Origin of the sequence: Caballeronia sp. INML1 (assembly GCF_023631085.1) — a bacterium.
GTDB lineage: Bacteria > Pseudomonadota > Gammaproteobacteria > Burkholderiales > Burkholderiaceae > Caballeronia > Caballeronia turbans.
On sequence record NZ_JALQDT010000059.1, the window covers coordinates 24520 to 43266 of the forward strand.

Sequence of the window (18747 nt, forward strand, 5' to 3'; positions counted from 1 at the left end):
ACGCGTTCCGCTGATCGGGTCCGCGCTTTGCTCTACATCGTGACACCTGACAATCCGAAATGGAGAACACGATGCCCCGCCCGACCCCCACCCAGGACACGACTGCCGCGACTTCCGCCGTCACGCAAAGTCAGGATGCCATTCAATTGCTGACGGATGATCATCGCGCCGTCGAAAAGCTGTTCGATGCGTTCGAGAAAACCCAGAAGGACGATCTGGATGCCAAGTCCACACTCGTGCGACGCGCCTGTGAAGAGCTCACGGTTCACGCGATGATCGAGGAAGAACTGCTTTATCCCGCAGCGCAGGAAGCGCTAGAAGAAGACGACCGCCCCGATGTCGAGGAAGCCTATGTCGAACACTTTCTCGTGAAGGTGCTGATCGACAAATTCACGAAGCTCAAAGCAGGCGAACCCGGTTTCGATGCCACCTTCAAGGTGATGAGCGAGATGGTGCGTCATCACATCGAAGAAGAAGAGTCAGACTTGTTTCCCAAGCTGCGAAAGTCCGGCGCCGATCTCGGTGCGCTCGGCAAGAAGCTGATTCAGCGCAAGGGAAAGCTGGAGGCGAAGATCCCGAAAGATGCTGGCGATAACACGATGCGCCTGCATTGATTCTGGCCAATATAAAGAAGAAGCGGCGCGCCCGACGTTGGGCGCGCGCATCCGCTGGTCATCCGCGCAGCGCGTCGAGCACATCGGAGAACGCACGATGTGTCGATGCGCTCAATCCCGCGCCGACCGCCGTCTGCACCGTTCGGCGCACACCGAGAATGGCGATGCCGACGAGCGCGAGTGCAATCAACTCGGCGTTGGGAGAGCGCAGAAACCACGGCACGGGGCGCGTCGTCGGCAGCGCACGCGGAACGCGCGTGACACGCAAGGGTCCGTCCGCAGTGTGCGCGGCAATCAGCTCCGCGCGCGATTCCGCCATGCGCGCGAGCACGGCTCCCTGAGCTTCGGCATGCTTCATTGCGCTGCCTCCCTGATGGCATCCGCGTCGCGTTGCAATTGTTCGCGCAGCATTTGAAACGGCTGCGCCGGCTTGCGCGACATCATCACAATGACGGCGATCACCGCAACCGCGAACCAGGCGCCCGCGACGCACCACGCCGTCAGCACGAGATACGGCGTGCTCGCCGCGGTCACGATTACGGCGATCGACACGAAAGACAACGTGAACAGCGCACCGATCGTGAGCGCCACGAGCGCGACCACTTCGTGCAATACGCGCTTCTTGGTTTCAGCGAGTTCGATCGGAATCAGCTCGCCATAGTCGACGAGGCGTCTCGTGCAGAAGTGGCCGATCCTGCGCCAGTTGGCGATCTTTCTCTGGATTGTCATCGTTGCTGCTCCAGCGAGGTTTCAGTCGAGACGGAGTGTCCTGTCACCACCTGGAGCACCGCGCATGCCTGCGATACCCACCCGCGCAACGTGAACGCATTGGCCCGAGAGCTGCGGCCGAAATGAGAATCGGTGGCACAGCCGTTGCTGAAATGTGATGCGCCGACCTCGCTTTTCGTCGACGATTTTTTTGGCCCTTTAGCACTTTATCCACGACGTGGTCGATTCAGGCCGCGTCTTCGCCAGCGCAAGACCTCGCGCTGAGACTCGCGGTACCAGACTGCAAGTGACGTAATCCCGCTCCTCTCAGTCGCTGCGAGCCCAACGACATGTGCAACCCAGACGAGCGCTGGTTCAAGGCAGGGACCCCGCTCGCCTTACACAAGGAAACGTCATCATGTTTGTTCATAACAAGCGCCTGCAATACACCGTGCGCGTCGCCGGTCCGAATCCCGGCCTCGCCAATCTCATGCTGGAACAGTTCGGCGGCCCGCAAGGCGAACTCGCCGCGGCCTGTCGTTATTTCACTCAGGCAGTTGCGGAAGACGATCCGGGCCGCAAGGACCTGCTTTTCGATATCGCCACCGAGGAGTTGAGCCATCTCGAAGTGATCGGCTCCATCGTCGCGATGCTGAACAAGGGCGCGAAGGGTCAGCTCGCGGAAGCGGTGGAATCGGAAGCGGAGTTGTACCGGTCACTCACGGGCGGCGGCAACGACTCGCACACCACCGCGCTGCTTTACGGCGGCGGCCCCGCGCTCACCAACTCCGCGGGCGTGCCGTGGACCGCAGCCTACATCGACACCATCGGTGAACCGACCGCCGATCTGCGCTCGAACATCGCGGCCGAGGCCCGCGCGAAGATCGTCTATGAGCGTCTCATCAATGTGACCGACGATCCCGGCATCAGGGACGCGCTCGGCTTTCTGATGACGCGCGAGATCGCACATCAGAAGTCGTTCGAGAAGGCCTTGCACGCCATTCAGCCAAACTTCCCGCAAGGCAAGTTGCCGGGCAATCCGGAGTTCACGAGCGTCTACTTCAACATGTCGAAGGACGGCGATGCACGCGGTCCGTGGAATGAAGGCGGCGACTGGAAGTTCGTCGAAGATCCGCAGCCGGCCGTGGATGGCGGCGACGGCACCGCGACGGTGAGCGTATCGGAGCAGGACGTAGAGACGCTCCAGGCGATGGTCTCGCGCACCGCATCCGATCCGTCGAGCGATCCGACAACGGGCGCGGATCTCGGCGCAGGCAAGGCGAGCTGACGCGCGACCCGCGCCTTGCGCGGCGATGGCGAACCATCGTTCGGTTTGCCATCGCCGCGATGCGGGACTGTTACTTCAAATCATCAGGTACTTTGCCGCCGTTTTCCGCGAGCTTCTGCATGACCTGCTTGTGAAGCCATATATTCATCGCGGCCGAGTCCTCCGTATTTCCCGTGTAATGCAATTCCGCCGCGAGTTCCTTGCGCGCAGACAGGCTGCTGTCGAGGCCGAGCAGCTTCATCAGATCGACGATCGACGTTCGCCAGTTGAGTCGTTCGCCGTGACTTGCCTGCATCTTGGTCAGCACCGCTTCGACATCGACTTCCTGCATAGGCGCGGCGGCCTGCGTCGGCGCGGACTGCGCAGGCGCGGAACCAGGCGCGGCAGCGGGCGTTGATGAAGCCGGCGCGGCCGGCGCGGCCGGCTGTCCGGCGGCTGGGCTCGCGTTGGCGGGCGCGCTGTCGTGGTGAAAGATCTTGTTCAGGATATTGGAAAAGATACTCATGACGTCTCCTTTGGAAGTGAGCCCTCGGTACGTGCAAGTGTCATGCCGCAGCGCTGCCGACACATCCGTCATTCGACGCAGCGATAATCCGACGCGGAATAACGCTTGCTGTATGAGTGTCGTGCCGTAAAAGCACGGTAGCGCGAATTCCCCACAATAAAGTAGCCCCGCAATGCGGCGAGGAGTCATCGTGGACATGTCATCCTGTTCCCCTTCCATCACGACCATGATCCGCATGGATCACACGCACGTGATGGCGGCCTTTCATCGCTATCACGCGCAAACGCCTTGGTGGAGAAAACGCGCCATCGTCGAGCTTGCCTGCACGGCACTGGAAATTCATGCACAACTGGAAGAAGAAATCTTCTATCCCGCGCTCAGCGAGGTCATGGCCGGCGACGAGCGTCTCACGAAGAGCAAGCCCGAGCACGACGCGATGAGGGAAGAGATCGCCAAGCTGCGTGCAATGGGTCCGCAAGACGCCGCGTACGATGCGCGCTTCATGCAGCTCATGCGCGAAGTGATGCATCACGTCGCGGACGAAGAAACTGTCTTGCTGCCGACCGCCGAGCGCGCGCTCGCGTCACAGCTATCCGAACTCGGCATGCGCATGACGAAGCGCCGCATGCAACTCGTCGCTCAACATCATCCGTCTGCGATCGCGGCGAATACGGCCGGCACGTTTCCGCTCGCGTCGCTTGCCGTCATCTCGCTGGGCGCGCTCGCTATCGCGCGTTGTCTGCGGCCCGCAGGCGCGCGCCGCATCGCACGTGATGCGTGATTCACGTCACGCTTCGCGGCGTGCCGTTGACCTCGACGATCAACACCGGAATCGACTTGGCCGCCGGCACTTTGCTTTCCTTCGCGTGATGCCATAGCGGCAGCAGCGGGTTGCACTCCGGGTAATAACCCGCGATGCATCCCTGCGGTATGTCGTAGGGCTGTATGCGCAAGCCTGCGACGCGTCGCTCGAAACCATCGTCGGAAATCGTGCGCAACGTCACGCGGTCGTCTTTCTTGAGCCCGTGGCGCGTCATGTCGGCCTCGCACATGAAGATCACCATGCGCTCGCCGCGGATGCCGCGAAATCGGTCGTCGAGACTATAGATCGTCGTGTTGAACTGGCTGTCGCTGCGCAGCGTCATGAGACGCAACGATTGCGGCTCGCGCTCGGGCATGTCGGGATCTTCGATAAGAGTCTCGGGCACGAAGAACTCCGCCTTGCCGCTCTTCGTCTTCCACTTGCGTTCGCGCGCCGGCAGATCGCGCGGGAAGCCACCCGGCGTCCACATTCTTTCGTTGAAGTCGTGAAAGGTCTCGGGATAGGTCTTCGCGATCTCGTCGCGCACCAGCGCATAGTCGTTGCGCCACCGGTCCCAGTCCACGGTCGAGCGTGCGCCGAGCGTGTGCTTTGCCAGTTCCGCGACGATATACGGCTCCGAGCGCGCATCGTGCGATGCAGGTTCTGCCACACCGCGCGAGCCATGAATGCAGCCAGTGCTGTCTTCCATCGACACGGCCTGCGCCCCGCTTGCCTGCGTGTCGATTTCGATGCGGCTCAGGCAAGGCAAGATGTACGACTTCTCGCCGTGCACGAGATGACTTCGATTCAGTTTCGTCGCAACATTGACCGTGAGCTTCAGGTTGCGCCAGGCCGGTTCGATCCGCATGCGGTCCGGAACCGAACGCACGAGATTGCCGCCGAGATTGATGATCGCGCTGACTTTGCCGTCGAGCATCGCCTCGAAAGTTTCAACGATGTTCATGCCCTTCTCGCGCGGCGGCTCGAATCCGAACTGGCTTGCGAGCTTGTCGAGCGGCGCGAGTTCTGGCTTCTCGGTAATGCCCACTGTGCGTTGCCCCTGCACGTTCGAATGTCCGCGCACCGGCGACGGCCCCGCGCCCGGCTTGCCGATGTTGCCGCGCAAAAACAGGAGATTGCACAGCATGCGCACGTTCTGCACGCCCTCTCTGTGTTGCGTGATCCCCATGCCGTAGTGCGCCATCACCGCGTTCGCACGCATGTATTCCGCGGCCGCGGCTTCGAGGTCCGCACGCGGCAGTCCCGCCACGCGCTCGATCTCGCTCCACGACGCGGCGCGCACATAGTCCGCGAAGGCTTCGAACCCCACGGTGTGCGTATCGATGAAATCGACATCGAGCACGCGCGGCTCGCCGCGTTCCTTCGCGCGATCGTCGGCATCGATGACGGTCTTGCAGATGCCCAGCAACGCCGCCGTGTCGCCGCCCGTCTTCACCTGATGGTATTGCGTGCTGATCTGCGTATGCGCAGGCGTCATCATCTCGAGCGGCGATTGCGGATTGGCGAACTTCAAAAGGCCCGGCTCGCGCAACGGGTTGAACGTGATGATCGGCACGCCGCGTTTTCTGGCGTCTTGAAGCTGATGCAGCATGCGCGGGCTATTGGTCCCGACGTTCTGCCCGAAAAAGAACATGAGATCGGTCTTCTCGAAGTCGTCGAGCGTAACCGTGCCGACGCCCACGCCAATGGCTTCCTTCAGTCCGACGCTCGTGCTTTCGTGACACATGTTCGAGCTGTCCGGCAGATTGTTGGTGCCGTACATGCGTGCGAAAAGCTGGTACATGTACGACGTTTCCAGCGATGCGCGCCCCGACGCATAGAACGCGACGCCCTTCGGATCGAACGCGCGCAACTCGCGGCCGATATCCTCGAACGCTTCTTCCCAGGTGACGCTCACGTACTTGTCCGTAGTGGCGTAATAGCGCAATGGCGCGGTCAGACGTCCTGCGTCTTCGAGATCGTGGTCATGCCACGCGCACAGCTCCGCGACGGTGTGAAGCTCGAAGAACTGCGGCGTCATGCGCTTCGCCGTGAGATCCCACGCAGTCGCCTTCGCGCCGCTTTCGCAGAACTCGAACGTGTGCGGATCGGCCGGCTTCGCCCATGAGCAGCTCACGCACGCGAAGCCTTCGGGCTTGTTCTGCTTGAGCAGCACAGTGCTGAGTTTGAGCGGCACCTTCTCGTGAATGAGCGCACCCGTGACCGCCCTGAGCGATCCCCATCCGCCCGACGAATACGGGTATGCGCCGTTCTTGCGAGCGGCATTGTCTGATTCGGCCATGTCTTTGCCTCGAGCGTCGTCTTAATGCTTCTATGCGAGGCTCAAGCAAACCGCATTCCCTTTCCGATAGCCTTCGCTTTCGTGGCACAGCGATTGCTCCCTAGTCTGAACGTCCGCCTTCTGTCCAGCGAGCGATCATGCAGAGCGCACTGAGCCCGGCAGGCATTCAGGCCAGCCGTATCCTAGATCTTTGGCATCTGACACTGGCCGTCTGCTGCATCGTTTTCGCAGCGATCCTGCTCGCCTGCCTGATCGCAATGATCCGCGCGCCACGTGCCGATCACGCGACGCCTGCGGACCTGTCCGCCATCGGCCGCCGCGAGCCGCAGGTGCGCTTCTGGGTCGTCGCTTCGACAGCCGTTTCCACATTTCTCCTCTTCGGGCTGGTGCTCGCGGACGTACTTACGGATCGAGCGCTCTCGCGCCTTCCGGTCGACAACGCGCTGCGTATAGAGATGACGGGTTATCAATGGTGGTGGCAGGCGCGCTATCTTCCCGATGGCGAGGCGCCCGGTTTCGTGCTCGCAAACGAGCTGCACGTCCCGGTCGGGCGGCCAGTCGTCGTATCGTTAAAGGCCGCCGATGTCATCCACACGTTCTGGGTGCCGAACCTGCACGGCAAGAGGGACATGATTCCCGGGCGCGATGCGACCATCGAATTCCGCGCCGATAAAGCAGGCGTTTATCGCGGGCAATGCGCCGAGTTCTGCGGCTACGAACACGCGCTGATGGCCTTCTCGATCACAGCCGATCCACCCGCGCAGTACGAAGCATGGGCCGCGCAACAGCGCAAGGCTGCGCAAACGCCTTCGGACGAAATCGCCGTGCGTGGCCGCGACGTGTTCATGAGCCAGGATTGCGCGCGCTGTCACACCGTCCGCGGCAGCGGAGCGCAAGGCACGCTCGGCCCGGATCTTACGCACATCGCGAGCCGCCGGACGCTCGCCGCCGGCACGCTGGCGAACAATCGCGACAACCTGACTGGATGGATAGTCGATCCGCGCGCGCTCAAGCCCGGCACGGTCATGCCGCCCACGCGCCTGCCGCCCGCCGACCTGAATGCGCTGCTCACGTGGATGGAGACGCTCAAATGAGCAACGAGCCGAACGCCCCCAGTCTCGTCGACGGCCCGCACGCATCGCCCGAAGTGCGCGCGGCGCTCGCGGCGACGTGGAGCGACCCGCCCGGGTTCATCGGCATGTTGTGCGCGGTCAATCACAAGACGATCGCAAGGCGCTTCATCGTCACGACATTTGTGTTCTTCCTGCTTGCGGGACTGCTCGCGCTCGTCATGCGCGCGCAGCTCGCGCGTGCCGATCAGCGCCTGATCGGGCCGAATCTCTATAACGAACTCTTCACGATGCACGGCACGACGATGATGTTCCTCTTCGCCGTGCCCGTGATGCAGGCGGTCGCCACATTCCTCGTGCCGCTGATGATCGGCGCGCGCAGCATCGCCTTTCCGCGCGTGAACGCCTATGCCTACTGGGTTTTTCTGTTCGGCGGGCTGCTGCTCTTCGCGTCGCTCGCCGTGAACACCGCGCCGAACGCGGGCTGGTTCAGCTATGTGCCGCTTGCCGGTCCCGATTACTCGCCGAACAAGGGCGCCGATATCTGGGCGCAGATGATCACGTTCACCGAGTTGTCGGGCCTGCTCGAAGCGGTCGTGCTCATCACGACGATCTTCAAGCTGCGCGCGCCCGGCATGTCGCTTAACCGCATGCCGCTGTTCGTGTGGGCCACGCTCGTCACGCAGTTCATGGTCATCTTCGCGATGCCTGCTGTCATGTTGTGCAGCACCGCGCTGATTCTCGACCGCCTCGTCGGCACGCATTTCTATAACCCGGCCAAGGGCGGCGACGTGCTCTTGTGGCAACACCTTTTCTGGTTCTTCGGTCATCCCGAGGTCTATCTGATCTTCATTCCGCCGCTCGGCTTCATCTCGTCGATCATTCCGACTTTCGCGCGCCGCCCGATGTTCGGCTATCCCGCGATGGTGCTGTCACTCATAGCCACTGCGTTTCTTGCGTTCGGACTGTGGGTGCACCACATGTTCGCGACCAACATCCCGGAGCTGGGCAAGAGCTTCTTCACCGCCGCGAGCCTGATGATCGCGATTCCATCGGCCATTCAGATCTTTTGCTGGATCGGCACACTGTGGACAGGAAAGCTCAATCTGCGCGTGCCGTTGCTCTTCGTGCTCGCATTCTTCTTCATCCTCGTGATGGGCGGGATGACCGGCATTATGGTGGCATCCGTGCCGCTCGACCTGCAGGTGCATGACACGTACTTCGTCGTCGCGCATCTGCATTATGTGTTGCTGGGCGGCGCCGTGTTTCCGTTGTTCGGCGCGTTCTATTACTGGTTCCCGAAGTTCGCGGGCCGCATGCTCGGCGAGCGGCTCGGCAAATGGCAGTTCTGGCTGTTCTTCATCGGCTTCAACGTAACGTTCTTTCCGATGCATCTGCTCGGCCTCGAAGGCATGCCGCGGCGCGTGTGGACTTATCCGCACGGGCTCGGCTGGGACGCCATGAACATGACGGCGACCATCGGCGCATATGTGATCGCGTTGAGCGTGCTGCTTTTCATCGTCAATGTCGTGCAGAGCGCGCGCAGTCAAGTGCCGGCGAGGGCCGATCCTTGGGGCGCGGGCACGCTCGAATGGAGCGTGCCGTCTCCGCCGCCGCCCCATAACTTCGATGCGATTCCCGTCGTGCATGGCCGCGATCCGCTGTGGGAGCCTTCCGCGCAACCGAGGTTCGTCGCGGGCCTCGCCGCCGATGCGCGCGAAGTGCTCGTGACGAGCGTGCTCGATGCGCAGCCCGATCATCGGCCGCTGTTTCCGAGGCCGTCGATCTGGCCATTCGTCAGCGCCGTCGCGACGACCGTGCTCTTCATCGGCTCGATCTATACGCCGTGGGCGATCGTGTGGGCGTCGCTGCCGGTCGCGGTCGCCATGATCCTCTGGTTCTGGCCGAGCCGCAGCGAGAACCGCGTGGCGCTCGAGCGGGAGCAAAGTCCATGAATCACACTCGCCCCGACGATATCGACACGAGCGATCTCGTGCTCGACGTGCGTACGCTGCCGACCTTCGCGTTCAGCCATCGCAGCCTGATGTGGTGGAGCACGACGGGCCTGATGCTGATCGAAGGCACGGTCTTCGCGATCGCAGTCATCATGTACTTCTATCTGCGCACGCGCGCCCCGGCCTGGCCAATGGCCGCCGATGCGCCCGGCCTGCTCTGGGGCTCACTCAATACGGCTGTGCTGATCGCGAGCCTGTGGCCGAATCAGCTTGCAAAAAACGCTGCGGAACGTGGCGAGCGCCGCAAGGCTGCGATATGGCTCGTCGTTTGCCTTGTGGCATCGCTCGCGTTTCTCGTGATACGCGGGTTCGAGTTCGCCTCGCTGAACGTGAGCTGGTACGCCAATGCGTATGGCTCCGTCGTCTGGCTGCTGCTCGGGCTGCATACGACGCACCTGATCACCGACACCATCGATACCGCCGTGCTCACCGTGCTGCTTTTCACGGGGCCATTCGAAGGCAAACGTCTCGTCGATGTCAGCGAGAACGCGCTCTATTGGTACTTCGTCGTGTTGACCTGGCTGCCGATCTACGCCGTGATCTATTGGGCCGCTCGCTTATGAAAACCTGGCTTGCGCTGCTCGGCGCGCCTTCGATCGTGCTCGGATGCCTCAGCGTGAACTACGCGCTGGTGACGCCCGCGTGCCGCCTGGGCGGCCATGCCTTGCTCGACGGCGTGAGCGGCGCGAGCCTGCTCGTCTGCGTCGCCGCGACGCTCCTCGCGTGGCAGCGCTGGCGCGACGCGCGGCGCACGCTCGGCCTGCCGACGCCCGATGCCGGCGATCGTCCCGCGCGCGCAGGATTCATCGCGGCGGTGGCGGCGGGCGTGGGCGCGCTGTCGGTCTTGTCCGTGATCGCGATTTCGATACCGCAATGGCTACTGTCCGCCTGTTGAAACGCGCGCTGCCTTGCGCCCTCGCCGCATGCGCCGATGTCCATGCCCATGGCGTGACGACGGACGCTTCGCCGCTCGCGTGGACGTTCGAGCCGTGGGTCGTCGGCGTGCTGGTGCTAAGCGCGGCGCTCTACATCGCCGGATACCTGAGGCTGCGCACGCGAGGCGCGCAAGGTCGCTCGCAACGCACCGGCAGACTCCTTGCGTTTTTAGCGGGCTGGCTCACGCTCGTCGGTGCGCTCGTATCGCCGCTGCATGCGCTGAGCGACTGGCTTTTCTCGGCGCATATGCTTCAGCACGAGCTTCTGATGCTCGTGGCCGCGCCGCTTCTCGTGATCGGCCGGCCGCTCGCGGTGTGGCTTTGGGCTTTTCCTGCGAATGCGCGAACGCGCATCGGCGTGGCGACGCGCTCGCGCTGGATCAGACATCCATGGCGCTTGCTCACGCTGCCCGCCGTCGCCTGGACCCTGCACGCCGCAGCGCTCTGGTGCTGGCATGCGCCGCGCTTTTTCGAAGCGGCGCTCGCGCGCCCCGGCATCCACACGCTTCAGCATGCGAGCTTTCTCGCGAGCGCGCTGCTTTTCTGGTGGTCGGTGTTCGGCCGCGCATCGGAGGCGCATGGCGCGCCCAATGCACACGCGATGCTTTCGCTCTTCACGACGATGGTCCATACCGGCGCGCTCGGCGCACTGCTCACGCTCGCGCCGGGCGTCTGGTATCCGTCGTGCATCGAGACGACGCTCGCGCTCGGCTTCGATCCGCTTCAGGATCAGCAACTCGGCGGCCTCGTGATGTGGGTGCCGGGCGGGCTCGCGTATCTGGTGGGCGCACTGCTCGTCGGCGCCCGCTGGCTCGCGCGGCGGCCGCCACGCATCGGGAGCGGCGCGCGATGACGATGAAATCCATGCGTGCGCTTGCGCACTTCGCCATGCTCGCGCTGCTATCGCCTGTTGCGGTCATGGCAAACGATGCGGCGCCATCGCCCGACTTAATCGCGCGCGGCGCGTATCTCGCGAAAGCGGCCGACTGCGCGGGCTGCCATACTGCGACGCCGGACGGCGCGCCCTATGCGGGCGGGCTCGAAATGACCTCGCCGTTCGGCACTATCGTAAGCAGCAACATCACCCCGGATCGCGAGACGGGCATCGGTGCTTATAGCTATGAGGATTTCGCGAAGGCGCTGCGGGAAGGCGTCGCGCGCGGCGGCAAGGGACTGTATCCCGCGATGCCCTATCCCGCCTTCGTCAAGATCACCGACGCCGACATGCGTGCGCTCTACGCCTACATGATGCACGGCGTGCCGCCCATTAGGTATCGGCCGCCGGAAAGCAAGGTGCCGTTTCCGTTCAATCAGCGCTGGGCGCTGCGCGTGTGGCGGATGGCGTTCGCGCCGAAGGACACGTTCGAGCCGAACGCCGCGCGGGATGCGTCATGGAATCGCGGGGCGTATCTGGTGCAGTCGCTCGGACACTGCGGGTCGTGTCATACGCCGCGCGGTATCGCCTATCAGGAACGGGGCTATGACGAGTCATCGAAGACGTATCTGTCGGGCGGCATCAATGACAACTGGTTTGCGCCGAACCTGCGCGCGGACATGGGCTCGGGGCTCGGGCGCCTGTCCGCGGAGGATATCGCCGCGTTTCTCGGGACCGGCCACGGCGCGGGCATCGTCGCGTATGGAAGCATGGTCCAGACGGTGGAAGACAGCCTGCAATATCTCAGCGATGACGACTTGCGCGCGATCGCCGTCTATCTCAAGAGCCTGCCCGCGACGGGCGCCGCAGATGGCGCATATGATCCCGCGCTCGCAGCGAGGGGCCGTCTCAAGACGCGCGCACCCGATGTCCCGCCCGAGCAAGGCGCCGCAGTATACGCGGGTTTCTGCGCGCAATGCCATCGCGATGACGGCAAAGGCGTCCCGAAAGCGTTCCCTTCGCTCGCGGGCAATCCCTCGGTCCTCAGTGAGGACACGACTTCGCTGATACGGCTCGTCGTCGAAGGCGGTAACAGCCCGGCGACGATCCACGGTCCGCCGCGCCAGCCGATGCCCGCCTTCGCCGGCCGCCTGACCGACGTGCAGATCGCGCAAGTGCTGACCTACGTGCGTGCATCGTGGGGCAACGACGCGCGCCCCGTTACGACGAATGACGTCGCCTCGATGCGCAGCAAGTTGCACAAATAACGCAGGCAATCATCGGGCGGCGTGCCGCGGGAGATCGAGCTTCAACGCGCCGTGCACAGAGGCGCATTGACCTGAATGGGCGGCGCCTTGTCATCGAATGGCGGCTGACGCACGAAGCTTTCGATCACGCCGGGCCTGAAAATCAGGCAGTAAGTAGAGCCGCCATATTGAAAGTAGCCGAGCTCTTCGCCCTTGCGCACACGCTGTCCGGGCAGCGCATCGATCATGCATGACGAGACTTCCGCCATGCCGCCGAAGACGCACGCCACTTCGCCGATGGCCGGATCGTCGCAATCGATGACGATCACCGCACGCGCGGCAACCGCCGTGATATAGCCTTGCGAATCGTTGAGGCTGCTCGGGTCGTAACCTTCGGCATCGGCGTCGGAGTAATACGTGCCATCGACGAGATACGCCTTCACGATCGTTCCGCTCACCGGCGCATGCCAGCGATGATAGAAAAAGGCACTGAGAAAGGCCTGATACACCGTTCCGCCGACGAAGCGACGCGCGAGATCCGCTACATGCCTTGCCGCTGCCGCGCGATTACTTCTGCACGCCCGGTTGCAGCGCCGCTGCATCGCGCCCCGCGCGCGGCGTCATGCGCGCGAAAAACACGACACCCGCAGCCACGACCGACATCACCGCGAGCCCCGTCAAGCCGCCCTGAATCGAACCCGTCTTCTGTTCGAGGAAGCCGAACGTGGCCGGCGCGACGAAGCCGCCGAGATTGCCGATCGAGTTGATCAGCGCGAGCACGGGCGCCGCGATGCGCGCATCGAGATAACCTTGTGGAATCGGCCAGAAGCATGACGATGCAGCCTTGAAACCGATCGCCGCGAAGCAGATCGCGACAAACGAGAAGACCGGACTGCCGAGACCCGCGGCATACATGCCGGCCGCCGCGATCAGCAGTACGCACGCGACCCACGCCTGCTGAAACTTGAAGCGTGCCGCGAGCGCCGCGAACAGATACATCGCGACGATGGAGATAAGCCACGGAATCGAGTTGAAGAGGCCGACCTGGAAATCGTTGAGATGCCCCATCTTGCGGATGATGCTCGGCAGCCAGAACGTCGCGCCGTAGATCGTCAGCGAGACCGAGAAATAGATCAGGCAGAAGATCAGGATCTGCGGATCGCGCAGCAGACTCCACGACGATGGCTTCTTCGTGTGCGCGGCATCGCGACGGCGCTGCTCGTCCTCGATTTCGGCGACGACCGCATCCTGCTCGGCGGGCGTGAGCCATTTCGCGTCGCGCGGCTTCGAATCGAGCCAGAACCATACGAAGCCGGCGAGCACGACCGACGCCATGCCTTCGATGATGAACATCCACTGCCAGCCGCGCAGCCCCACGCCCTCGATCAGCATCAGCCCGCCCGAGATCGGGCCGGAGAATACCGAAGCCAGCGCCGAGCCGCTCAGAAAGACGGCCATCGCCTTGCCGCGTTCATCGCGCGGCAGCCATTGCGTGAAATAGAGCACGACGCCCGGGAAGAAGCCCGCTTCGGCCGCGCCGAGCAGAAGCCGCATCGCATAGAAGGAGGTCTCGCCCTTCACGAAGGCCATGCCCACGGCCGCGAGCCCCCACGTGATCATGATGCGTGTGAGCCACGCCTTCGCGCCGAAGCGCTGCATCAGCATGTTCGACGGCACCTCGAACACCGCGTAGCTCACGAAGAACAAGCCCGCGCCGAGTCCATAGGCCGCCGCGCCGATGCCGAGATCCGCGCTCAGATGCTGGCGCACGAAACCAATGTTCACGCGGTCGATGTAATTGACGATGAACATCACGACGAAAAGCGGCAGCACATGCCACTTGATCTTGCGGACGGCGCTCGACAGCGCGCTGGAACTGCTCATGAAGTTGTCTCCTGGAATGCGCGTGTACTTGTTCTATGACTCAGAAGCGCGGGTTCTTGCCGGTGAAGTCCGGCTGATACTTGCGCATCTGCGAGAGGTCGTCGCGATTGCGCACGCCGCACGTCAGGTATTGCTCGTGCAATGCGGCGAGCTGCTCGCGATCGAGCTCGACACCGAGACCCGGCGTCGTCGGCACGCGCACCGCGCCGTTATCGAATTTGACGCGGCCGCCCTTGATCACTTCTTCCTCCTGCCACGGGTAATGTGTGTCGCACGCATACGTGAGGTTCGGCACGCTCGCCGCGACATGCGTCATCGCCATCAGGCTGATGCCGAGGTGCGAGTTCGAATGCATCGACATGCCGAAGCCCCACAGCCGGGCCATGCGCGCGAGGGTCTGCGTTGCGCGCAGCCCGCCCCAGTAGTGGTGATCGGAGAGCAGCACCTTGATCGAGCCCATGTTGCAGCCGCGACGGAAGTCGTCCATCGTGGTGATGACCATGTTGGTCGCGAGCGGCAGCTTCGTGTGCTTTTGCAGTTCGGCCATGCCTTCGAGGCCGGGGCATGGGTCCTCGTAGTATTCGAGAATCTCGTCGAGCTCGGGCGCGGCCGCGATGCTCGTCTCGAGTGTCCAGTTCGCGTTCGGATCGAGGCGCAGCGGCACGCCGGGAAACGCCTTCGCGAGCGCCTGCATGCAGGCGATTTCATGCGCGGGCTCGAACACGCCGCCCTTTAGCTTGATGCTCTGGAAACCGTACAGGTCGATCATGCGCTGCGCCTGCGCGACGATCTGCTCCGGGCTGATGCCCTCGCCCCACGCGTCGGGTGCATAGGGCTCGCCGATATGTTCCGCGTACTTGAAAAACAGATATGCGCTGTACGGCACGGCGTCGCGGACCTTGCCGCCGAGGAGATCGACGACCGGCGCACCGACGATCTGCCCTTGCAGATCGAGCATCGCCACTTCGAACGTGCTGATGACCTTCGGCGCATTTTTCGCGGCATGCGAGCCGGGGGCGAGTTCGAACTCGACGGCGCCGGGCGTCGCCTTGATCGTCGCGCGCACACGCTCTTCCATCCGGTTCAGGTCGAACGGCGACAGGCCGATCACAAGCTCTCTGGCCTGATCGAGCACGCGCAGCATCGGCTCGTCGCCATACGTTTCGGAGATGCCGACACGCCCGTCGCTCGTCTCCAGCTCGACGATAGCGCGCAACGCCCAAGGCTCATGGATGCCCGCGGCGTTAAGCAACGGGCCGTCGCGAAAGGCGATCGGCGTGATTCGAACCTGGGTGATGGCGATATCGCGGGTCATGTCGGGCATCTTCGAAAGTTGCAGGAGTTCCGGCATCGTAAAGCACTAATACATTAGTGTGTCAGTCGGGTATACGCTCATCGTCCTTTTCGAAGTTGCCCCGCCACATGCCGCCGAGCGCGGCTATAGTACTAATGTTTCAGTCGCGAACCGCTTTCCCTCTGACATGAAAAACGCCGCTTCCGCCACGGTCCATCGCCTCGACCGCTCCCGCCATGCCGCGCCGCAGGTTTTCGAGCGGCTGCGCGAAATGATCCTTTCGCTCGAACTGGAGCCCGGTACGGTGCTGTCGCGCACAGAACTCGCAACGCGCTACGGCCTCAGCCAGACGCCTGTGCGCGATGCGCTGATGAAGCTCGGCGAAGAAGGACTCGTCGACATCTTTCCGCAACACGCGACGGTCGTAAGCCAGATCAGCGTGGCGTCGGCGATGCAGGCGCATTTTCTGCGCCGCTCGATCGAACTCGAAGTCGTGCGCACGCTGGCGCGGGACCACAGGGCGTCGCTGGTCGCGCGGCTGCGCGCGACGATCGCGGAACAGACGGAGTGGCTCGATCCGAAGGACGTCGAGCAGTTTTCAGCGCTCGACCAGGCTTTCCATCGGCAAATGTATGAGGCCGCGGGCGTACCGCAACTCTGGGACCTCGTGCGCAGACTGAGCGGCCATATCGACCGCCTGCGCCGTCTGCATTTGCCGGTCGAGGGCAAGACGATGGCCGTGGTGCGAGATCACACGGAAATCGTCGATGCCATTGAAAAAGGCGATGCCGACGCAGCCGATGCCGCGCTGCGCAGGCATTTATCCGGCACGCTCAGTCAGGTGGACGAGATTCGCACACGCCACCCGACTTTCGTGACCGATCACTGAGCGGGGGCGTCATTCAGACGCCGTGGGCGCGCAGGCGAGCCGAGTACCAGCGCGAAAACTGCTCCACATAGCTCTCCGTGAACGGCGAGAACACAGCGGGCCGATAGGCGGGATCCTGCGTGCCTTCATGCGTGATCTCGACCAGATGCTTGTCCTGCGCGTTGGTCGCGACCCACACTTCCGTCAGATCCTGAATCTGATAATCGACGCCCTCGACCGCATCCGCGTGCACGAGCCATTTCGAGCGCACGAGCGTTTTATCCGGCGCGAGCGGGATGATGTACGAGATGACCGCGTGGTCGCTCATCACGTGCGTCCATGCGTTGTGCGTCCAGAGATGCGTGTCGCCCAGATCGCGCCGCTGCAGATTGCCGAGCAGCTTTTGACTCGCGACCTTCGTGCTGATGGTCTGCGATTCGCCGTGTCCCGCGATGACGAGTTGCTGCGTTCTGAACTGCGTGATGGCATCCTCGTCCAGCCATTCGACGGTCGCGCTCGTGAAGCCGTCGCGCTCCCAGCTTGCCTGACATGCCGCGTTCCGGGCCTTGTAGGCCTCGATTTCCCCGAGCGCTTCCTCCGTGAGATTTTCCGTGCTGAAGCCGAAATCCTCGGGCAGAAACGAAGCGGTCAGTTCCGGATGCGTCGCCGCGCAGTGATAGCACTCGCGGTTGTTCTCGATCACGAGCTTCCAGTTGCCGTTCTCGATGATCTCAGATTCGAACGCGATCTTCGTGTTGCGCAGGTCGAACGGCGCGAACCGCGGCGCCATCGTGTCTTCGAGCTTCGCGATGTCCGTCGGCGGTTCGTCGGCAAGGCACACGAAGATATGCGTGCCGACGATGCGCGTATGCACCGGCAGCAGGCTGCGGCACTTCGGATCGAAATCTCGGCCCATGTGCGCGGCGTGGCGCAGGCTGCCGTCGAGATCGTAGGTCCACTGGTGATACGGGCACACCAGCATGCCGACCGTCGATTTCCCGGCCTCCTTCAGGCGCGCGCCGCGATGACGGCAGACGTTGCGATAAGTGCGGATGTTCTCCTCGTCGTCGCGAACGATGATGATCGAAGCCCGGCCGATATCCACCGTGGAGACATCACCCGGTTCCGGCACGTCCGCCGTCACGCCGACCAGAATCCAGTGCTTATGGAAAAAGACCTCGACATCCTTCTCGAACACGTCCTGCCGCCCGAACAGCTCGCCGGGCAATCCGTGGCCGGGCTCGCGGCTGCGGATCAGTTCGCCAAGAGTCTTGCATTGCACTTCGGACATCGTCGCTCTCCATCGTTCAGGGATCGGGACTTCGAGTGGTCCCGCGATAACCCGAGTATTGGATCGCTGAAAAATAGCGTCAATACGCTTTATTTTCCGTGACAGATGACTTTGGGTTATGCGTGCGCATCGCCGCGCAGCCACTTGATCAGAGCGTCGATAGCGGGCGTGATGGCGCGGCCGTGCGGCACCACGGCGAAGTAGCAATCGTCCGGCTTGAACGACGCCACTTGCAGCCTGACCAGTTCGCCGCTTTCGAGGAAATCGTGAACGAGCCGGCCCCATCCGAGCGCGACGCCCTGGCCGTAACGCGCGGCCTGGATCGCGTCCGTGTAGAGGCTGCAACGCAGCGCGAAATTCAGGCGCATCGGCCTGAAGCCGACCGCGTGAAACCATTCTTCCCAGCCCATCCAGCCTTCCGAAGTCGAATCCGATTCGACGAGCACGGTGCCCGCGAGCGCTTCCAGCGACATCGGCTCTGCCTGCGCCTCGAGCCATGATGGCGAACAGACCGGAAATACCTCCTCGTCGAAGAGCAGCGTCGCCGTGCCGTCCGGCCAGACGCCGTTGCCGAAGCGCACCGCGACATCGATCTCCTTGTGCCGCAGATCCGCCGTGAACATTTGCGTGGACAGGCGCAGTTGCAGATCGGGCTGCGCGGCCTTGAGCGACGCGAGCCGCGGCAAGAGACGGAAGTGCGAGAACGCGGAAGTAGCGGCCAGCACGAGCTCCTGCTGCACGGGGCCGCGCGCGATGCGGTCGAACACGCTCGCGATCTTCTGCATGGATTCGGCGACGACGCGATACAGCGCCTCGCCTTCGCCGGTCAGTTCGATCGCGCGATGCAGGCGGCGAAACAGCCGCGTGCCCAGGGTTTCTTCGAGGAACCGCACCTGCCGGCTCACGGCGGCCTGCGTGACGCCCAGTTCGTGCGCCGCGAGTGTGAAGCTGCCGAGCCGCGCGACAGCTTCGAACTCGACCAGCGCAGTCACCGACGGAATGAGCCGCCGATACCCTTTCGTTTTTTCGGTTGCAGGTTTCATGCGTCGC

18 protein-coding genes and 1 pseudogene are annotated in these 18747 nt (G+C 63.2%); 10 read left to right on the top strand and 9 right to left on the bottom strand.

The annotated features are described in order from the left end of the window. Positions 1-71: 71 nt before the first annotated feature. The gene (locus NCR38_RS23005) at positions 72-614 is read left to right on the top strand and encodes a hemerythrin domain-containing protein (RefSeq protein WP_250477671.1); all 543 of its coding nucleotides are present in this window, start codon (positions 72-74) and stop codon (positions 612-614) included. Positions 615-672: 58 nt separating this feature from the next. Here the strand turns inward: NCR38_RS23005 and NCR38_RS23010 are convergent, their stop codons facing one another. Together NCR38_RS23010 and NCR38_RS23015 are read right to left on the bottom strand one after the other, a co-directional pair. After that, on the bottom strand, positions 673-972 hold the full coding sequence (locus NCR38_RS23010) for a hypothetical protein (protein ID WP_250477672.1): 300 nt from the start codon (positions 970-972) through the stop codon (positions 673-675). Further along, a complete protein-coding gene (locus NCR38_RS23015) occupies positions 969-1343 on the bottom strand; it encodes a phage holin family protein (RefSeq protein ID WP_061117047.1) in 375 nt (124 codons plus the stop codon). Before NCR38_RS23015 ends, NCR38_RS23010 begins: the two co-directional genes overlap by 4 nt. Positions 1344-1740: 397 nt before the next feature. On the opposite strand from NCR38_RS23015, the gene NCR38_RS23020 reads away from it, so the two are divergent. Then, positions 1741-2610, top strand: a complete 870-nt coding sequence (locus NCR38_RS23020) for a manganese catalase family protein (RefSeq protein ID WP_061117048.1) — start codon at positions 1741-1743, stop codon at positions 2608-2610. 70 nt (positions 2611-2680) lie between these two features. On the opposite strand, the gene NCR38_RS23025 is transcribed toward NCR38_RS23020, so the two are convergent. Next, a complete protein-coding gene (locus NCR38_RS23025) occupies positions 2681-3115 on the bottom strand; it encodes a DUF3597 domain-containing protein (protein WP_061117049.1) in 435 nt (144 codons plus the stop codon). Positions 3116-3311: 196 nt separating this feature from the next. Here NCR38_RS23025 and NCR38_RS23030 point away from each other — a divergent pair, with 196 nt between their 5' ends. Continuing rightward, complete coding sequence (locus NCR38_RS23030) at positions 3312-3896, top strand: hemerythrin domain-containing protein (protein ID WP_086960847.1); 585 nt, start codon at positions 3312-3314, stop codon at positions 3894-3896. Between the two features lies 1 nt (position 3897). Here NCR38_RS23030 and NCR38_RS23035 read toward each other — a convergent pair whose 3' ends face one another. Continuing rightward, positions 3898-6219, bottom strand: coding sequence for an FdhF/YdeP family oxidoreductase (locus NCR38_RS23035; RefSeq protein WP_061117051.1), 2322 nt, complete (start codon positions 6217-6219; stop codon positions 3898-3900). A 137-nt stretch (positions 6220-6356) separates the two neighbouring features. On the opposite strand from NCR38_RS23035, the gene NCR38_RS23040 reads away from it, so the two are divergent. Genes NCR38_RS23040 through NCR38_RS23065 form a run of 6 tightly spaced genes read left to right on the top strand, consistent with a single transcriptional unit; the run spans position 6357 to position 12381 of the window. Further along, the gene (locus tag NCR38_RS23040) at positions 6357-7313 is read left to right on the top strand and encodes a cytochrome c oxidase subunit II (RefSeq protein WP_061117052.1); all 957 of its coding nucleotides are present in this window, start codon (positions 6357-6359) and stop codon (positions 7311-7313) included. Beyond that, entirely contained in the window at positions 7310-9244 is a 1935-nt protein-coding gene (gene ctaD, locus NCR38_RS23045; RefSeq protein WP_061117053.1) for a cytochrome c oxidase subunit I, read from the top strand. Before NCR38_RS23040 ends, ctaD begins: the two co-directional genes overlap by 4 nt. Then, a complete protein-coding gene (locus tag NCR38_RS23050) occupies positions 9241-9867 on the top strand; it encodes a cytochrome c oxidase subunit 3 (protein ID WP_061117054.1) in 627 nt (208 codons plus the stop codon). Before ctaD ends, NCR38_RS23050 begins: the two co-directional genes overlap by 4 nt. Next, positions 9864-10199 (top strand): hypothetical protein, encoded by a 336-nt coding sequence (locus NCR38_RS23055; protein ID WP_061117055.1) that lies wholly within the window; start codon positions 9864-9866, stop codon positions 10197-10199. Before NCR38_RS23050 ends, NCR38_RS23055 begins: the two co-directional genes overlap by 4 nt. Continuing rightward, complete coding sequence (locus tag NCR38_RS23060) at positions 10178-11092, top strand: cytochrome c oxidase assembly protein (protein WP_061117056.1); 915 nt, start codon at positions 10178-10180, stop codon at positions 11090-11092. The genes NCR38_RS23055 and NCR38_RS23060 overlap by 22 nt, the downstream gene beginning before the upstream one ends. Then, positions 11089-12381, top strand: coding sequence for a cytochrome c (locus tag NCR38_RS23065; protein ID WP_086960849.1), 1293 nt, complete (start codon positions 11089-11091; stop codon positions 12379-12381). Before NCR38_RS23060 ends, NCR38_RS23065 begins: the two co-directional genes overlap by 4 nt. 41 nt (positions 12382-12422) lie before the next feature. On the opposite strand, the pseudogene NCR38_RS23070 reads toward NCR38_RS23065, so the two are convergent. The 3 genes and pseudogenes from NCR38_RS23070 to NCR38_RS23080 form a co-directional block, all read right to left on the bottom strand. Continuing rightward, positions 12423-12899, bottom strand: a pseudogene (locus NCR38_RS23070) (phosphatidylserine decarboxylase); the annotation flags it as partial. Between the two features lie 28 nt (positions 12900-12927). Continuing rightward, complete coding sequence (locus NCR38_RS23075; protein ID WP_061117057.1) at positions 12928-14244, bottom strand: MFS transporter; 1317 nt, start codon at positions 14242-14244, stop codon at positions 12928-12930. Between the two features lie 40 nt (positions 14245-14284). After that, positions 14285-15559 (bottom strand): glucarate dehydratase family protein, encoded by a 1275-nt coding sequence (locus tag NCR38_RS23080; protein ID WP_250477673.1) that lies wholly within the window; start codon positions 15557-15559, stop codon positions 14285-14287. Between the two features lie 166 nt (positions 15560-15725). Between NCR38_RS23080 and NCR38_RS23085 the strand changes: the two genes are divergently transcribed. Continuing rightward, positions 15726-16427 carry a GntR family transcriptional regulator gene (locus NCR38_RS23085; protein ID WP_061117058.1) on the top strand — a complete coding sequence of 234 codons (702 nt, stop codon included), beginning with the start codon at positions 15726-15728 and terminating at the stop codon, positions 16425-16427. Between the two features lie 13 nt (positions 16428-16440). Here the strand turns inward: NCR38_RS23085 and NCR38_RS23090 are convergent, their stop codons facing one another. Together NCR38_RS23090 and NCR38_RS23095 are read right to left on the bottom strand one after the other, a co-directional pair. Beyond that, positions 16441-17697, bottom strand: a complete 1257-nt coding sequence (locus tag NCR38_RS23090; protein WP_250477674.1) for an SRPBCC family protein — start codon at positions 17695-17697, stop codon at positions 16441-16443. A gap of 116 nt (positions 17698-17813) precedes the next feature. Beyond that, positions 17814-18740, bottom strand: a complete 927-nt coding sequence (locus NCR38_RS23095) for a LysR substrate-binding domain-containing protein (protein ID WP_061117060.1) — start codon at positions 18738-18740, stop codon at positions 17814-17816. Between the last annotated feature and the right edge of the window lie 7 nt (positions 18741-18747).